The 16,162-nt window shown below is 69.4% G+C and carries 18 protein-coding genes; 11 read left to right on the top strand and 7 right to left on the bottom strand.

Translation table 11 applies throughout. The features are described 5' to 3' along the window. Positions 1-41 precede the first annotated feature (41 nt). Genes HOV77_RS03245 through HOV77_RS03235 form a run of 3 tightly spaced genes read left to right on the top strand, consistent with a single transcriptional unit; the run spans position 42 to position 1,812 of the window. A complete protein-coding gene (locus HOV77_RS03245; protein WP_290857319.1) occupies positions 42-470 on the top strand; it encodes a DUF6325 family protein in 429 nt (142 codons plus the stop codon). A gap of 29 nt (positions 471-499) precedes the next feature. Then, complete coding sequence (locus HOV77_RS03240; protein ID WP_290857317.1) at positions 500-790, top strand: SHOCT domain-containing protein; 291 nt, start codon at positions 500-502, stop codon at positions 788-790. A 44-nt stretch (positions 791-834) separates the two neighbouring features. Continuing rightward, a complete protein-coding gene (locus HOV77_RS03235; RefSeq protein ID WP_290857315.1) occupies positions 835-1,812 on the top strand; it encodes a DUF2804 domain-containing protein in 978 nt (325 codons plus the stop codon). Positions 1,813-1,816: 4 nt separating this feature from the next. Here HOV77_RS03235 and HOV77_RS03230 read toward each other — a convergent pair whose 3' ends face one another. Continuing rightward, positions 1,817-2,242, bottom strand: coding sequence for a MarR family transcriptional regulator (locus HOV77_RS03230; protein WP_290857313.1), 426 nt, complete (start codon positions 2,240-2,242; stop codon positions 1,817-1,819). Positions 2,243-2,302: 60 nt separating this feature from the next. Here HOV77_RS03230 and HOV77_RS03225 point away from each other — a divergent pair, with 60 nt between their 5' ends. From HOV77_RS03225 to HOV77_RS03215, 3 genes are all read left to right on the top strand, one after another. Further along, complete coding sequence (locus HOV77_RS03225) at positions 2,303-2,698, top strand: VOC family protein (RefSeq protein ID WP_290857311.1); 396 nt, start codon at positions 2,303-2,305, stop codon at positions 2,696-2,698. Between the two features lie 75 nt (positions 2,699-2,773). Beyond that, the gene (locus HOV77_RS03220) at positions 2,774-4,102 is read left to right on the top strand and encodes an SWIM zinc finger family protein (RefSeq protein ID WP_290857309.1); all 1,329 of its coding nucleotides are present in this window, start codon (positions 2,774-2,776) and stop codon (positions 4,100-4,102) included. Next, positions 4,099-6,549 carry a hypothetical protein gene (locus HOV77_RS03215; protein ID WP_290857307.1) on the top strand — a complete coding sequence of 817 codons (2,451 nt, stop codon included), beginning with the start codon at positions 4,099-4,101 and terminating at the stop codon, positions 6,547-6,549. The genes HOV77_RS03220 and HOV77_RS03215 overlap by 4 nt, the downstream gene beginning before the upstream one ends. A gap of 55 nt (positions 6,550-6,604) precedes the next feature. On the opposite strand, the gene HOV77_RS03210 is transcribed toward HOV77_RS03215, so the two are convergent. Beyond that, entirely contained in the window at positions 6,605-6,988 is a 384-nt protein-coding gene (locus tag HOV77_RS03210) for a RidA family protein (protein ID WP_290857302.1), read from the bottom strand. Between the two features lie 611 nt (positions 6,989-7,599). Between HOV77_RS03210 and HOV77_RS03205 the strand changes: the two genes are divergently transcribed. Both HOV77_RS03205 and HOV77_RS03200 read left to right on the top strand, forming a co-directional pair. Beyond that, positions 7,600-8,292, top strand: coding sequence for a hypothetical protein (locus HOV77_RS03205; RefSeq protein ID WP_290857294.1), 693 nt, complete (start codon positions 7,600-7,602; stop codon positions 8,290-8,292). 104 nt (positions 8,293-8,396) lie between these two features. Further along, the gene (locus HOV77_RS03200) at positions 8,397-8,876 is read left to right on the top strand and encodes a hypothetical protein (RefSeq protein ID WP_290857292.1); all 480 of its coding nucleotides are present in this window, start codon (positions 8,397-8,399) and stop codon (positions 8,874-8,876) included. Here HOV77_RS03200 and HOV77_RS03195 read toward each other — a convergent pair. Beyond that, a complete protein-coding gene (locus tag HOV77_RS03195) occupies positions 8,864-9,469 on the bottom strand; it encodes an AraC family transcriptional regulator (RefSeq protein ID WP_290857290.1) in 606 nt (201 codons plus the stop codon). The genes HOV77_RS03200 and HOV77_RS03195 overlap by 13 nt on opposite strands. A gap of 95 nt (positions 9,470-9,564) precedes the next feature. On the opposite strand from HOV77_RS03195, the gene HOV77_RS03190 reads away from it, so the two are divergent. Both HOV77_RS03190 and HOV77_RS03185 read left to right on the top strand, forming a co-directional pair. Next, complete coding sequence (locus HOV77_RS03190; protein WP_290857287.1) at positions 9,565-10,206, top strand: class I SAM-dependent methyltransferase; 642 nt, start codon at positions 9,565-9,567, stop codon at positions 10,204-10,206. A gap of 8 nt (positions 10,207-10,214) precedes the next feature. Then, positions 10,215-11,129 (top strand): serine hydrolase domain-containing protein, encoded by a 915-nt coding sequence (locus HOV77_RS03185; protein ID WP_290857285.1) that lies wholly within the window; start codon positions 10,215-10,217, stop codon positions 11,127-11,129. A gap of 43 nt (positions 11,130-11,172) precedes the next feature. Here the strand turns inward: HOV77_RS03185 and HOV77_RS03180 are convergent, their stop codons facing one another. The 4 genes from HOV77_RS03180 to HOV77_RS03165 are packed head-to-tail and all read right to left on the bottom strand — an operon-like array spanning position 11,173 to position 14,537. Further along, complete coding sequence (locus tag HOV77_RS03180; RefSeq protein WP_290857283.1) at positions 11,173-11,778, bottom strand: response regulator transcription factor; 606 nt, start codon at positions 11,776-11,778, stop codon at positions 11,173-11,175. After that, positions 11,775-12,845 carry a sensor histidine kinase gene (locus HOV77_RS03175; RefSeq protein WP_290857346.1) on the bottom strand — a complete coding sequence of 357 codons (1,071 nt, stop codon included), beginning with the start codon at positions 12,843-12,845 and terminating at the stop codon, positions 11,775-11,777. Before HOV77_RS03175 ends, HOV77_RS03180 begins: the two co-directional genes overlap by 4 nt. Positions 12,846-12,870: 25 nt before the next feature. After that, the gene (locus tag HOV77_RS03170) at positions 12,871-13,605 is read right to left on the bottom strand and encodes an ABC transporter permease (RefSeq protein ID WP_290857281.1); all 735 of its coding nucleotides are present in this window, start codon (positions 13,603-13,605) and stop codon (positions 12,871-12,873) included. Next, entirely contained in the window at positions 13,602-14,537 is a 936-nt protein-coding gene (locus tag HOV77_RS03165) for an ABC transporter ATP-binding protein (protein ID WP_290857279.1), read from the bottom strand. The genes HOV77_RS03170 and HOV77_RS03165 overlap by 4 nt, the downstream gene beginning before the upstream one ends. Positions 14,538-14,869: 332 nt before the next feature. Between HOV77_RS03165 and HOV77_RS03160 the strand changes: the two genes are divergently transcribed. Beyond that, positions 14,870-16,162, top strand: a 1,293-nt coding sequence (locus tag HOV77_RS03160; protein ID WP_290857273.1) for a beta-1,3-glucanase family protein, incomplete at its 3' end; no start/stop codon positions are given.

The raw sequence follows: 16,162 nt of genomic DNA, 5'->3' as shown, positions 1-16,162 counted from the left end.
AACGGCGCGCAGCGTCGAAGCAGCGGCGAAGGAGCGGAGTTATGGACGTCGAGACCATGGGACCTGTCGACTACCTGGTGGTCGAGTTCCCCGGCAACCAGATGACCGGCGAAGGCATACCGCTGCTGCTGGATCTCGTCGAACGCGGCGTCATCCGCATCCTCGACCTGGCCTTCATCCGCAAGGACGCCGACGGCACGATCAGCGCGGTGAAGATCGAGGACCTCGACGCCGAGGGGGCCGCCGAGTTCGCGGTGTTCGAGGGCGCGTCCTCGGGTCTGCTCGGTGACGACGACATGCGAGAAGCGGCTGACGTCATCGAACCCGGGAACTCGGCCGGGATCATCGTCTACGAGAACACCTGGGCCGCGCCGCTGGCCATGGCCTGGCGCCGGGGCGGCGCGCAGATGGTGGCGTCCGGCCGAATCCAGATCCAGGCCCTGCTCGCCGCAGCCGAATCCGCCGCCTGATCCGCAGAATCACTACCTGAGGAGACATCATGGGACTGCTTCGAGGAGTCGCGCGTACGGCGGTCGTCGCCGGAACGGCAACCGCCGTGTCCAACCGCGTGTCACGCCGCCAGGCCGGTCGTTGGGCCGCACAGGAACAGCAGCAACAACAGCAGTACGCTCAGCAGGCGGCCGCGCAACCGCAGCAGGCGGCTCCGGCCGCTCCGGCGGCACAGCCCGACAAACTGGAGCAGCTGAAGACGCTGGGCGAGCTGAAGGCGCAAGGTGTGCTCACCGACGCCGAGTTCGAGCAGCAGAAGCAGCGCATCCTCGCCGGCTGACGCCGAAGCCACGGCCCTAGATCATCGGGCGCTATCCTGCGCGCATGACGCACGAGCCCGAGCTGACCGCGCCGGTCGACCTGTGCCTGCCGGACGGACGGCTCAACCGGGCCGCCGTGGGATGGACTCGGCGGCCGCTGCATACGGCGAATCTGCGGGGCTGGGGCCGGGCGAAGCGCTGGGAGTATTGGGGCATCGTCACGCCGGAGCACATCATCGGACTGGTCGCCTCGTCGATCGACTACGCGGGCGTACACAGTGTGTATGTGCTGGATCGGGCGACCGGCCGGGAGACCGGCACCGAGGCCGTCGTCCCGCTGGCCCGGGGTGTGGTCATGCCGCCGAGAAGCGGCGAAGGTCCGGTCTCGGCCCGCGGCGGCGGGCTGTCGATCGCGATCACCCAGCAGCCGGACGGCACGACGATCCACGCGACCGCCCGCGACGTACGCCTCGACGTCGACATCCCCATCCCCGAGGGCCACGAGTCGCTGGGTGTCGTCGTGCCCTGGAGCGACCGGCGCTTCCAGTACACCGTCAAGGATCTCGGCCGGCCGGTGACGGGAACGCTGACCCTGCACGGGCGTACGCACGAGATCGGCGCGGGCGCGTTCACGGTCCTCGACCACGGACGAGGCAAGTGGCCCTATTCGATCACCTGGAACTGGGCGGCCGGCGCGGCCGAGGGCCGGGCGATCCAGCTCGGTGGCAAGTGGACGGACGGCACCGGCATGACCGAGAACGCCGTGTTCGTCGACGGCCGTCTGCACAAGATCGGCGAGGAGCTGCGCTGGACCTACGACCGGTCCGACTGGCTGCGCCCGTGGCAGATCACCGGCGACCACGTACGCGCGGAGTTCCGCCCGTTCCACGAGAAGGTCGCCAAGACGAACCTGGCCGTCGTGGCGAACGAGACGCACCAGTGCTTCGGCACGTTCACCGGTTGGGCGCTGGCCGACGACGGAAGCCGGGTCAGCCTCGACGGGTTGGTCGGCTGGGCCGAAGAGTCCCACAACCGCTGGTAGCCGGCTAAGTTCGAGACACCTTGAGCAGCAGCGCATGCAGCTGCTTGCGCTCCGCCGCCGTCAACGCCGACAGCAGTTCGCGGTCCACCTCGGCGGCGTCGCGCCTAAGCTCTTCGAGCAGCTCCCGTCCCTGGTCGGTGAGGCTGACCAGCATCCGCCGCCGATCCGCCGAGTCGCGTACGCGATCGATCCGGTCGTCCGCCGTGAGCTGATCGAGCACCTTCGCCATGTCGCTGACGTCGACGGTCAACCGGACGCTCAGGTCCCGCTGCGAATGCGGGCCGAAGTCGGCGAGCGCGGCCAGCACCGCGAAGTGCCACAGCCGCAGCCCGCGCGCGGCCAGCCGATCGGCGACCCGATTGCGCCCGGCTTTACCGATCTGCGACAACAGATATGCGTCGATGCCCAGAAGGGTCGGCGGCTTCTCCATGGCGTCAATAGTAGGGCATGACCTATAGTGGGTCCGCACCTACGAATCCTGGGAGAAGTGATGGACGCGTTGCACCCCCGTCTGCTGGTCACCGACTTCGCGGCGGCGTACGCCTTCTATGCGGCCGTGCTGCCGGAACTGGCCGGGGCCGAACTCGCCGCCGGTGGACCGACCGGCCCGTACGCGAGTTGGGACGTCAACGGCGAGGGCCTGCTCTCGATGTTCGACGCCAAGTTGATGGCGGCCGCCGTCGGTGTCGACGTCCCGGCCGGGGCGCAGAACGCGGTCATGCTCGTCTGCCGCGTCGCCGACGTGGACGCCGGGACCAAGGCGTGCCTCGAGCACGGAGCAACCGTCGTCGCACCACCGGCCGACCGCCCGCAGTGGGGGCCGAATCTGCGTACGGCGCATCTGCGTACGCCGGACGGCGCGCTGATGGAGCTTCAGTCCTACTAGGACGGACAGCCGACGGACGAGCTACGTACGCGCGACGGACGCAAGATTGTCGGCGGGGTCGGCTATCTTCCCCGCATGTCCGTTGCGAGCTACGCGTACGCCCGGCCGTCAGCCCTGTCCGACGGTGGTCTCGACCTGCAGACCTCCGGCGGTCAAGCGGCGAATCCGCGGTTCTTCGAAGGCTTCGTGACCACGCCGCAGCCGGTGGCGCTCGGGCTGCTCGCAGTCGCCGACGTGGCCCGAACGCGGTATTACCAGCCGACCTCGCGAGCGAGCCTGGACCCGGTCGTCACGGGCAGCCGCGACATGCTGCGGTTCGAGTCGTTCAGCGGCTGCTGCGGGGTGTACGCGCGGATGGACGTCCTGCCCGCCGGGCTCGACGGCCGCACGCCCGACCACGGCACGACCAATGTGGACGTCAACAATCCGTTGCGGTTGAGCCTGAGCCGGATCTCCGGTCTCGATCCGCTGCACCTCGCGGTCGGGCCGGACGAGCTGGCGGTCTCCACAATGGATGGCACGCTGGTCGAGCGGAAGGTGCCCTTGCCCGGTCGCTGGCTGCGCGGCTTCGCCGAAGTGGCCGTCATCGCCGCCGGGATGGAGCCGCGCGCCTCGATCGGGGCGGCTGAGGCCGCCGACTTCCTACGCCGGCTGCCCAACGACCGCAAGGCGTTGTGGGTCGTTCCGGCCGGACGCTCGCTCCGGCTCACCTCCCGTCCGGTCGCCGGTGCCGTCTGCGTTTCCGGTGGCGCGCGGCTCGCCACGCTCCGCGGGCTGCTCCGGCACGCCACTTCGCTGACCGTCTTCGGACCGCCCGCCGGACCGGGCAGTCCCCCGCTGTCCAGCGCCTGGCTGCTGGAGACGCCGACCGTACGCCTGCTGCTGACGCTGTCGCCGGAGATCTCGCGCGGCTTCTCCGGCGAGGGAGCCGTGCTCACCCAGCTGGCCGACGACCAGACCGCCGACGACGCCGACCTGGTCAGCGCGATGCTGGCCTGGGATCCGGTCATCGACGTCGACGGCCTCACCGCCGCCTGCAACCTCCCGCCCGAGCGCGTACGCGCAGCGCTGACCCTGCTCGGCACGGCGGGACGAGTCGGGTTCGACGTGACGGAGGGTGCGTACTTCCACCGCGTGATGCCGTTCGGCACCGACGCCGCCGCTCGGCTCAATCCTCGCCTGGCCGGTGCTCGCGCGCTGGTCGACGCCGGTGCCGTCCGCCCGTTCGCCGACCGGGCCGAGGTGGTCAGCGGCGAGACCACCTACCAGGTACGCCTCGTCGACGGCCGCCCGGTCGGCTGCACCTGCCAGTGGTGGGGCAAGTACCGGGGCGGTCGGGGACCGTGCAAGCACCAGTTGGCGGCACTCATCAGCGTCGGCGCGCTGGAAGAGGTCGCCGCATGACGAAGGAGCTTCCAGCCGAGCTCGCCCGAGCGATCGACAAACGCTCCCCCGAACTCGCGTACGCGTACCTCATGACGTTGTCGGAGAAGGAACGCAAAGCGGCGTTCCCCGCCGCCGTGGCGTACACGAGAGAAGAACTGAGCGATTGGCGCGGCGGCTATGAGGCGGTAGCCGGCCTGGTGTTCCTCGGCTGTGCCCCCACCGCGAAACGCGCGATGCCGGCGCTGAATCGCGGCGGCTTGCGGTGGCGGCGCGGGAGCATTCCCCGGCAGCTCGCGCTGGACCTGCTGGCGGCACGGGACTTGCCGTGGCTCGGCGAGCTGGCGAGCCTGTGGTCGACGCGCTCGGATCTGTCCAATGTAGCGGAATGGCAGCTGGTCGACGGCATCGCCGGGCTGGCCGGAATCGAGCCACCCGTCACCGCGGGCTTCACTCGCGGCTGGATCGCCTGGGTTCGAGCACAGCCGGACCCGGCCGAAGCCATCACCACCGGCCCCTACGCCGCGCTGCTGCCGATGCTCTTCGAGGACGACACGATGGGCCGCGAGCTGGAGTTCACGTTCCACGGCAAGGGTTTCAACACCGCCCTGCTACGACTCGCCGAAGACGACCCCGAGGTTCGCGCGATGCTCGTCGACGGATGTCTGGCCCGGCTGCTGCGCGGCGGGCGCCCCGGCGATCTGCGGCCGTTCGTGGCCCTGCACGACGAGCTCAAGGTGACCCCGGCGGAGATCGGGGCCAGGACCGCCGACTACCTCGGCCTCGCCGACGCCACGCTCGGGACCGTCGCGGGGCTCGCGCAGCGCAGCCTCCGCCACGCGCACGAGGCCGGTCTGCTCGAAACCGACACCCTGCTCGAACTCACCGCGATCATCTTGCGGCGCAAGGAAAAGGGCCTCATCAAGACCCAGATCACATGGGTACGCACAGCGGCCAAGCGGCACCCCGACCGGCGCACGGAGTTGCTCGCGTCGCTGGACCTGCCGGCGGAGCCGGACCTGCTGCCCAGCGCGCCCCTGATCGCGCTGCCGGTGCCGGAGATGCCGCCGCCGCTCGCCAGCCCGGCCGAGATCGCCGAGGAGCTCACGGCGATCCTGGGTGGCGACCGCTCGATCGTCTCGCTGGAACGGGTCCTCGCCGCGATCGTCGAGCAGTACACCCGTGACCACCGCGCGCTGGCCGATGCGGTCAGCCCGCTCCTCACCGATCGCCACCGGCTGGGACACGAGCGGGCCCGTGGCTACTGGGCAGCGCTCGGCCGCATGCTGTGCGATGTCGTGCGGCCACCCGAGTCGCGGTCGATGTGGCTCAAGGAGGCCTTCGCCGATCTGCGCGCCGATCACGCGCTCGCCCGGCCGCTCGCCGATCCCGAGCGCTCGCCTTCGGTGCTGCTGGAGATCCGGCTCGCCACGATCGAGCGCTACCTCCGCCGTAGTCCCGTTCCCCGGCTGGTCGCCACCCCCACGCATCGCAACGGCCACCTCGACGCCGAGGTTCTGCTCGGCCGCCTGGAACAGGCCGAACGAGAAGGCTGGCAACCCTGGCGCATCGACCTCGACCAAGCCCTGCTGCGCCTGCCCCGCACCGACCCCGGGGACGGCGTACGCCGCCGGGCCGAGCGCCTCGCCAGCCCCGCCGGTCAGGCGTTCACCGCTGTCCTTCACAATGGACATGCCGATCCTCTCGTCACGGCGTACGCCCAAGAAGGCGGGGGCGGCCGTTATCCGTGGTACGGATTGCTGCCGGACCGGCGGGTGGCGGTCACGATGGAGCCGCCGGCGAAGGCGAACGCCGTCGAAGCTGCGCTGTTCAAATTGCGCCGGGACAAGAAGCCGCAGGGATCGCCCTGGGTTCCCGGTTCCACTACGCAGATCTGGACGGGAGCCCTGCCCTCGCACCGGGAGGTCGTCGCCGCCTGGGCGCTGCCGTCGCTCGCCATGGCCGCCGAACGCAACACCGGCAGCGAGACCGGGCAGATCCTGCCGCTGCTCGCCGAGAACCACGGGCCGACCGGTCCGGCGACGCAGCTCGCCCTCGTCTACGGCATGTGCGCGCCCGAGGCCACCGACCGGGTGGCCGCCGTCGATGCGTTACTCGCCTTCGGAAGCGGGGTGGACTGGCGGGCGACCGGACGGCACCTCGGTGACTGCGCAGCTCCGGGTTCTCTGGTGCTCAGCCGGGCGGCCGGAGTCCTGCGGGACGCCGCCGAAGCAGGCGCGGTCGAAACGGTCTGGGCGATCTGCGTCGGAGCCCTGCCCGCGTTGCTCAGTACGCCGAAACCCCGGGTCGGCACGACCGACATCCTCCAGCTCGCCGAACGATGCACGCGTACGCTCAGCCGCCGAGATCACGTCGACGGGTTAGCCGAGGTGGCCGATCGCGGCGGCGGCAGCCAGTTCGTCAGCGCCGCCCGTGGCCTGCGCGACGCCCTGGCCGGGCTGCCCTGAACACTCGTCCCCGGCCTGGTGGGTCGGCTGGGCCGGGGACGAGGCTGTGCTGTGCCTATCGGAGGCGGGCGTCGACTTCGATCTCGATCTTCATGCGCGGGTCGGCCAGGCCACACACCATCATCGTCGCGACCGGGCGTACCTCGCCGAAACACCGCCGCAGGGTCGGCCAGCAGGGCTCGAAATCGGCCGGATCGGGCAGCAGATAGCGTACGCGCACCACGTCGGCGAACGACCCGCCCGCCTCGGCCAGTGCCGCCCCGATGTTGCGCAGGCACTGCTCAGCCTGTTCCACCACGTCGTCCGAAATGGTCATGGCGGAGTAGTCGAACCCCGTCGTCCCGGACACGTAGATCGAGTCGCCGAGGACGACGGCACGGGCATAGCCGATCTGCTCCTCGAAGGTCGAACCGCTGAGAATGGCGCGTCGCTCCGTCATCCCCGAAAGGCTACGCGACCCCTCTCGCCCTTTCCGCGCTCTCACCCCGCTTTCCGCGCACCGCCCTTCCCCGCGACCACCGCCCTTTCCGCGCGACCATGAACCAAGAGCCTGTTGGTAAATGGGTTCCGGGTGCGTCAAGATCACGTGCCCGTGGTCTGCGATTTCGGGCCAGAACTGATGATCAAATACCGGCGGTCTGCGGCCTTCTGGCGCATACCACGGGGCGCCGGGTTCGCCCGTTGCCGAATTGTCCGAGTCCCATGATCATGGTCAATTCTGGGCTGCGATTGCGACGCAGAATTGACCCTGATCATGGGCGGCCATGATCAGCGGAAGATTCGCGGTGCCATAACCCCACATTTTCTCCGTTGATCTCCGCCAAGAACACCGGAAGCCGACGATCATCTGCGCGCGATCCGCCAAATTGTCGGGCGCTTTGCCAACAGGCTCTAACGGTCGTTGTCGACCGGCGTGTCGCGCCCCCGCGCCGCTGATCGATTCCCCACGGGCCTGATCGACTCGCGGGGAACGGCACCTCGACGACTGAGTTGATCTCCGTGGCGAAGAGGGACAACACGCCTGGTCACGGTGTTGTATCGTGCCGCGTCATGCAGCCCACCAGCATCCGGGTACCCCTGTCGATCGGCATGAGCGGCGCGGCGAAGGCGATCGCCACCGCCGGCGCGCTCGTCCTGATCATCGGATCGACGTTCTTCGCCGCCGTCGCGCTCGGCATCGGCTCGATGGCGGACTGGATGTCCTCGACCGCCGACGACCCGTTCGGCGGCAACCCCGTCTTTCCGGACGAGCCCGGCTTCGAGACGCCGGACATGCCGGACGTGTCAGCGCCGTTCGACTTCTTCAAGTTCGTCGCCACGGCCATGGCGTTCCTCGGGATCCCGTTCATCGTCGGTGGCCTCTACCTGCTGGTCTACACCTGGCGGCACGGCGCTTGGCTCACCGGCACGGTCGTCGCGAAGCGGGGTGCTCTGCTCACCCGGCGGGCCGACCTCGCGACCGCCGAGGTGAGCATGGGCGGAGTGAACTACACCCAGCACCACCAGCACGGCGTACACGACCATCGGACGATCATCCGGCTGCCCGCGCTGGTCGTGACCGATCCCGGCACCGGCAAGACGCTGAAGATCCCGCTGCGGGGCAACGGCCTGGACCTGCTGCCGCCGTACCAACTGGAGGCGCTGGCGTCCGCGCTGGAGGCGAACACCTCCGCCGGGGCACAGCGGGCGCGCGCCATCGGCGCCCACCTCCGGTCGGTGGCCGGCGATCCCCTGGCGGCCTGACCATGGGCTTCGGGTTCAAGACGTCATGGCTGGCGGTTCGCGGGCGGACCGTCGAGGAGGTCGCCGACGCTCTCGGCTTGCGACAACGGCGGACGATGGACTGGGTGACCGGCGTCGACCTCGCGTACAGCGAGGGAGTCTATGTGGCCTCACCGATACCGGGCTGGACGATCGCACACAGCCGGCTCGACCTGCCCCTGAGCGCGTACGACCAAGGTTTCGTCGAATGGCTGGGAGATCTGAGCCGCAGCCTGGGCGAGGTCCAGTTCTTCGCGAGCGAGCGAACGGTGGAGTATCACGCCTGGGCGTTGGCCCGGGAGGGCGAGGTGCTTCGGGCCTATTGCTACGTGGGCGAGCAAGGTGAGATTCCGCTGTTTGTGGGAGATGCCACGGCGGACGAAGTCCGCATTGGAAAGGGCGTGCTCGGCCCGATCCCGGACTCCGCGGACTGGTCGGACGAGGATGCGGACGCGTGGTTCGCCACGACGCCCGCTGAGGGCGACGTGATGCAGGTAGCCGCGGCCTGGAGCCTCGACCCGAGCACGCTTGACGACGAGACGGTCACCGGCCTTTACGGCGTCTGAACCGGCTGACGGACGGCGCGGAACGCTCGCTCGACGGTCTCCTCGTTCTCGCCGACGGGAGCCACATACCCGATGACGTCGCGGACGGCGTCCTCGCCGAGCAGCCGGTCGATCACCCACGTCGCGAGGTACTGCGAGGCGAGGCACCCGCCCGCCGTCGCGATGTTGCCCTCGGCGTGGAACGGGACGTCGAGCACGGTGACGCCGCAGGCCTCGACGAACGGGCGGCTGATCAGGTCGGTGCAGGCGGGCATGTCGCCGAGGAGACCGAGCCGGGCGAGCACCAGCGCGCCGGAGCACTGGGAGCCGATCAGCTGTCGGGCCGGGTCGAGCGGCAGGCGGGAGATGAGCCGGTCGTCGGCGACGACGTCGCGGGTCTTGATGCCGCTGCCGATCAGCACCACGTCGGCGTCGGTCACGAACTCCATCGGCCGCTGGCCGGTCACCTCCACCCCGTTCATCGAGGTGACCACAGGTGTCGGGGTCGTGATGAAGGCTTCCAGTCCCCGCTTGCGGCAGCGGTTGATCAGTGCAGAGGCGATGAAGCTGTCGAGTTCGTTGAACCCGTCGAAGGTGACCACGGCTACCTGCATGTCCTGACTGTGGCGCAGGCGACAAGCGAGGCCAAGGGCCAATCCGGCCCTGGCGGCCTGCATGCCTAGTCGGCTTGCCGTGTGACCATGGCGGGATGACCGATGACGTTCTGGCCGAGCAGGTCGACTACTACCGGCACCGGGCGGCCGAGTACGACGCGACGGCGTACGGCGATGTCGAGGCGGCGCGTCCCCGTATCGCGCGGATCGTCGGCGACCTGCGGGTCACCGGCCGCGTACTGGAGATCGCCTGCGGCACCGGGCTTTGGACCGAGGCCCTCGCCGCGTACGCCGATTCGCTGACCGCCCTCGACACTGCGCCCGAGGCGTTGTCCATCGCCCGTGGCCGGGTCGGCCGCGGAAACGTGACCTTCGTGGCCGCCGACGTCTTCCAATGGGAGCCGGGTACGCAGTTCGACGTGATCTTCTTCTCCGCCTGGTTGTCGCACGTTCCACCGGAGCGGTTCGACGGCTTCTGGGCGGCCCTGCGCCGCATGCTCGCCGACGGCGGCCGAGTCTTGTTCATCGACGAGCACGTGGCGGAACGCCCGAAGGAGTCCTATGTCGACGATGGCATCGTCGAGCGACGGCTGACGGACGGTCGAACCTTCCGCGTGGTGAAGCACTTCGTCGACCCGGCGGAGTTGTCCGCGCGGTTGCGTGATCGGGGCTGGGACTGCGTGATCCGGCGAGAAGGCGACGACTGGGTCAGCGGGGAAGCCCGTCCCACGGCATGATCATCGGAGTGAGCATCAGTGACCTCCGGGGCGCGGCCGCGATCACAGTGGACGGGGCCGTCGTCTTCGAAACCGCCGAAACAGCGACGACCTGGTACCGGCTGGCGTCGGTCGGCAAGCACATCTGCGCCGCTGCGATCCTCCGTGCCGGGCTCGACCTCCATGTCCCGGCCAGTACTTGGCTGCCCGCCCTGGATCGGCGGGTCACTCTGCATCACCTGCTCAGTCACACCGCGGGCGTCGGGCATTGGCAGCCGGGCGTACCGGGGTTCGACATCGACGTCACGCTGCCAGTCGCGGAGCGGCTGGAGCTCATCGAACGCGCGCCGCTGATCGCCGAGCCCGGTTCCGCCTGGCACTACAGCAGTCCCGGGTACGCTTTGGCCGGGCGCATCCTCGAACTCGCGACCGGACAGTCCTATGCGGACCATCTGAACCACGAAGTCTTCGCCGTCCTGGGCGCGACGGCGATCACGGCCGGAGAGCCGCCCGCCGACCGGCCGATCGCCGAGGGCCACCGCGACGGCCGTCCCGTGCCCACCAACGATCTCACCGGTCTGCCCGGCACCCGGGACGTCTGGGCCACCGCCGCCGGACTGGCCGACTTCGTCACCCGGCTGCACACGTCCGACCTGCAAGGCGTACGCGACCTCGCCGCGGGCCACGTCCCGATGGTGACCGACGAGGACGGCATCACCACCGAGTCCTATGGATACGGGTTGTACGCCGGAACGGTCGACGGCCGGCGGGCGTACCTGCATCCGGGGGACAACCCCGGCTTCCAGACGCTGTCCGTGTGGTTCCCCGAGCTCCGGGCGAGCATCGCGATCCTGGCCAACGAGGAGTCGACCGACCCGCTGCCGGTCCTCCACGCTCTCGCCGCCCGCCTCCCGATGCCTGCAGATCGGGGTTACGCAGCCTAAAAAGGCCCCGGGAAGCAGGCATAACCGTGATCTGCAGCCAAAATCAGAGCCAGCCGTTGGAGTCGGCGATCCGGGCGGCCTCGGCGGACGTCCGAGCCCCGGTCTTGCCGATGGCGGCGGACAGGTGATTGCGTACGGTCCCGGCGGACAGGTGCAGCTGCCGGGCGATGTCGCCGACGGTCGCCCCGGTCGCGGCGGCGCTGAGCACGTCGCGTTCGCGCGGTGTGAGCGTACTCGCGCCGCTGGCCAGCGATTCGGCGGCCAGGCCGGGGTCGACGACGCGGAGTCCGGAGTGGACGCGGCGGATGGTGTCGACCAGGTACGCCGGTGGCGCGTCCTTGACGACGAAGGCGGAAGCGCCGGCCGCCATGGCCCGGGCGAGGTAGCCGGGACGGCCGAAGGTCGTGCAGATGACGATCCGGATCGCGGGAAGCAGCCGATGCAGCTCGGCAGCGGCGGTCAGGCCGTCGACGCCGGGCATCTGCACGTCGATGAGCGCGACGTCGGGATGCACCGCCCGAGCCGTACCCAAGATCTCGGAGGCCTGGCTGACCTCGGCGACCACCGAGAGGTCGGCTTCGAGGTTGAGCATGGCGGCCAATGCGCCCCGGACGAGCGCCTGATCGTCGGCGAGCAGCACCCTGATCATGACGTACCCGCCGCGAAAGAGGCACGAAGCCGGAAGCCGCCGGAGTCGACCGGTCCAGCGGTCAGGAAACCACCGACCGGAGCCAGCCGTTGCCGCAGTCCGGTCAGCCCATTGCCGGGCGTGGCGTCGCCGCCTCGACCGTCGTCCAGGATCTCGACCGCGTCCGCAAACAAAAGGATCTCGCAGCTGGTGGCGGCGCTGTGACGCAAGACGTTGGTGACGCCCTCCCGCACCACGTACGCCAACGGCTCCCGCAGCTGAGCGGGCACTGCGGCCGGATCCCCGGTGACGCGTACGCCGATCTGCCCGGCCTCCAAAGCGATCCGCGCCCCGGCGAGCTCGGCGTCCAAGGACACCTGGCGATAGCCGGAAACGGTCGCCCGCAGCTCGACGAGAGCCTGCCGCGAAAGCTGTTCGAGGTCGGCGAGCTCGTTCGACGCCCGGTCCGCCTGATCCGTGCCGATCAGCCGCTGAGCCAGCGCCGATTTGACCGTCAACGTGGTCAGCGTATGCCCGAGCACATCGTGCAGATCCCGGGCGACTCGGGTGCGCTCGTCGGAGACCGCCCGCGCGGCCAGCTCGTGGCGAGCCTGGAAGAGCGCCTTGTTCGAGGTCATCAACATCCCGACGAGGAGCAGGTCCACGACGATGATGAGCAGCGTCGTCCACGACTCCCACGGGGTGTTCGGGACGGCGACGGTCGCGATCGCCGCGCCAGTGAGCACCACTGCGGCGACCCCGGCCGCCCAGCGGATCGGCAGGAGCACCGCTGCCACCGCGAAGGCGTACCCGATGATCGGCAACCAGGGGAGCCCACGGACCGTGACGTAACCGGTGGCCAGGACCAGGAGTCCCGCCACGGCCGTGAGCTTGGCCGCGAGGCCGCGCGACCACATCGCCGTCGGCGCGACCAGGTAGGCGATGGCGTAGGCGACCAGCAGCACCAGCGCGGTGACGCGGCGCGGACCCGGCGGCGCGTGCCAGGTGTCGACCGCGACCGGCCCCAGCATGACGGTGAAGAACACCCCGATCGCGATGCCCCACCGCCGGCCCACGCCCAGCCCCATCTCTCGCACGAGCCCACGGTAATGGTCAGGCCCGCGCGACGTCCGCCCGGAAGCGGGTGATCGCGACGAGTCCGGCCGCGAGGGTCCAGCCTGCCAAGACCAACAATCCAGTGGTACGCGAAGCGACCGGACTGAAAGCGGACAGTCCGAACTCCCGCAACCAGAAACTCGGCGTCGCCTGCATGACGTGGCGCATCCACCCGGGCACGATCTCGGCCGGAATCCACATGCCGCCCGTGAGTCCCAGTACGCTCATCAGCGCACCGCTCATCGCCTGTGCATTGGACGATGTGGACAGTTGACCGAGCGCGACGCCCAGTACGCCGAACGGCAGCACGGCGATCCACAGCCCGAGCGTCACCACCAGCCACTGTGAGCCGGTGAGGCTGACCCCGCCGACCGTCGCGCCCAGCGTCGAGACGAGCAGCACCGATGGCAGCGCGACCAGCATCGACAGTGTCGTCTTCGCCGTCAGATAGCCCGAACCGCTCAGGGGTGTGAGACGCAACTGCCGCAGCCAGCCGCTTCCCCGCTCGGCGGCGATGGTGAGCCCGGTCGACAACGCCGCGCCCATCGCGCCGTACCCGGCCATGCTGACCATCAGCGCGGGCGACGCCTGGGTGCCGTCGGCGAACGCCTGACCGCCGAAGAGGCCGTCGAAGACGAGGAAGAGCACGGCGGGCATGGCCACGGTGAAGACGAGGAACCTGATGTCGCGCATCACCGCGCGGGCTTCCAACGCCAGATAACGCACATTCATCGGTTCTCCTCCGGATCGCTCTCCGTCAATGTGATGAACGCGTCTTCGAGTCCGGCGGCGGTCACCTCGACGTCATGCGCGTCCCGATACCGGTCGAGCAGCGTACGCAGAGCGGTGTCGGAGTCACCGCACCGCAAGGTCACCCGGTCCTCGCGTACTTCGGCGTGGTCGACCCCGGGCAGCCGCCGGAGCTCCTCGAGAGTCGCGTTCGGGACGACCGCCTGAATCGTGCGCCCGCTCGCGGCCGCCCGGATCTGCGCCACGGTCCCGTCGGCGATGACCCGCCCCTGCCGCAGCAGCACCACGCGGTCGGCGAACGACTGCGCCTCTTCCAAGTAGTGCGTGGCGAAGACGACGGTGCGCCCGGTGTCGCTGTAGGCGCGCATCGACGCCCAGAATTCGCGCCGCGCCTCGACGTCCATGCCGGCCGTCGGTTCGTCCAGCACGATCAGCTCAGGCCGGGAAATCAGCGCGATCGCGAAGCGTACGCGTTGCCTCTCGCCCCCGGAAAGCTTGGCGCACTTGCGTTTGGCCAGTTCGGTGAGCCCGGTCTCGGCCAGCACCTCCGGGACACGTCCCGGCTGCCGGTGCAGCGCCGCGATCTCGGCGACGGTCTCGCCGACGGTCAGCCCGTCCCGCAGCGCCCCGGTCTGCAGCATGGCTCCGACCTGCCCGGCGACCACCGCTTCCCGGGGGCTCCGGCCGAACAACCGGGCCTGCCCGGCGTCGGGCGCGATCAGCCCCAGCATCATGTCGATGGTCGTGGACTTGCCCGCGCCGTTGGGGCCCAGCAGCGCCAGCACCTCCCCCGTCGCGATCTCGAGGTCCACCCCGCCGACCGCGACCGTGCTGCCGTACCGCTTCACGAGGCCGGTCAGGCGTACCGCCGGAGCGGTCACCACCGAGCCGGCCGTCACAACGGTGTTCGTCATGCTCCGCACGGTATTTCGCGGGCGGCTTCCCGCGATCTGCTCGTTGTCACGGCTTCCCCATGACACTTGTCATGCCCTTCGCCCCTGTCCCGTTGATCATGAACCTATGGTCTTTCTCGACCGGCGTGTCGCGTCCCGGGCACCCTGATCGACTCCGCCAGGCCCTGATCGATTGACAGCGGTCGGCACCAGCACAGTAAGGATCGCTAACAGTCTATTGACGTCTCGGTACGCCCGGTTCTAGCCTGAGAGCGCTCTCCTCCTCGTGTCCGTCCCCCTGCGAGGTGTCTGAGAGCGCTCTCTGCTCTGTCGTCCTAGATTGAGAGGGCTTTATGCGTACCTGGACCAAGGTCGCCGGTGCATTCGCGGCGACCGCTCTCGCTCTTCCCCTGACCTTGGTCGCCTCGGCCGGGCCGGCCCAAGCCGTCGGGCCCGACCTTCTCCCGGTCACGGTCACCAACAGCACCGGGCGCGGCGACGCCACCTATCTCTACGTGATCGGCGTACAGCTGTCGTCCGGCCGCCTCGGCTACGTCAACTCCGGCGGCACCTTCACCGCCTGGAGTGGCGGTCAGCTTCCGCCCAGCCCCGCCCCCGACGTCTCCATCGGCGGGCCGGGCAACGGCGGCAGCACCACGATCCGGTTCCCGCGCGGCTTCTCCGGCCGCGTCTACTTCTCGTTCGGCCAGAAGCTGCAGTTCTTCCTCACTCCGGACGGGCTCGTCCAGCCCGCGCCCTGGGCGGCCGGTGACGCCAACCAGAACATCCTGTTCGACTGGAGCGAGTTCACCTACAACGATGCCGGGCTCTGGCTCAACAGCTCTCAGGTCGACATGTTCGCCGTCCCGCACGCGGTCACCGTGACCGGCAGCTCGGGGGTCACGAAGCGTACGGGTGACCTGGTGGCGAACGGACGCGACGCGGTGATCAACGGCGTGCGGGCGCAGTCCGGCTGGGCCAACACCGTCTACACCCGCTCCGACGGGACGGTGTTGCGCGTGCTCTCCCCGGGCAAGGCGGCCGGTGCGGGGCTGTTCAGCGCGACCTATCTCGACAGCTACATCGCCTCCGCCTGGGGTGCGTACGCCTCGAAGACGCTGACCGTCGTCCCGTTCGCCGATCAGCCGAACACGAAGTACTTCGGGCGTACAAGTGGGACGGTGATGACCTTCACCAACTCGTCGGGCGGTCAGGTCGCCTCGTTCAACCGGCCTTCCAGCGCCGATGTGTGGGGCTGCGCGGGGAATCTCAACGCTCCCAACGATCTCGTCGTCGGCCCGATCGCGCGTACGCTGTGCGCCGCGCTCAACCGGGGCACGCTCGGCACGGTCGACACCCAGCCGAGCACCAATGCGGCGCAGTTCTACCAGAACAGCCCGACCAACCAGTACGCCAAGATCATTCACGCGAACATGGTGGACGGCAAGGCGTACGCATTCCCGTTCGACGACGTCGGCAACTTCGAGTCGCTCGTCAACGACGGCGATCCTCGCTCGGCGAGCATCATCCTGAGTCCGTTCACCGGCGGTGGCGGGGGCGGCGGTGGTTCGATTCCGGCGGCGTCGGGGACGGTCACGGGTCCGGGTGGCAAGTGTGTGGACGTGATCGGTGATGACAACGGTGGT

This window comes from Hamadaea sp., assembly GCF_013362815.1.
Taxonomy (GTDB): Bacteria; Actinomycetota; Actinomycetes; order Mycobacteriales; family Micromonosporaceae; genus Hamadaea.
The sequence above is the reverse complement of the archived record's forward strand: the minus strand, read 5'-3'. Positions and strand labels throughout refer to the sequence as shown.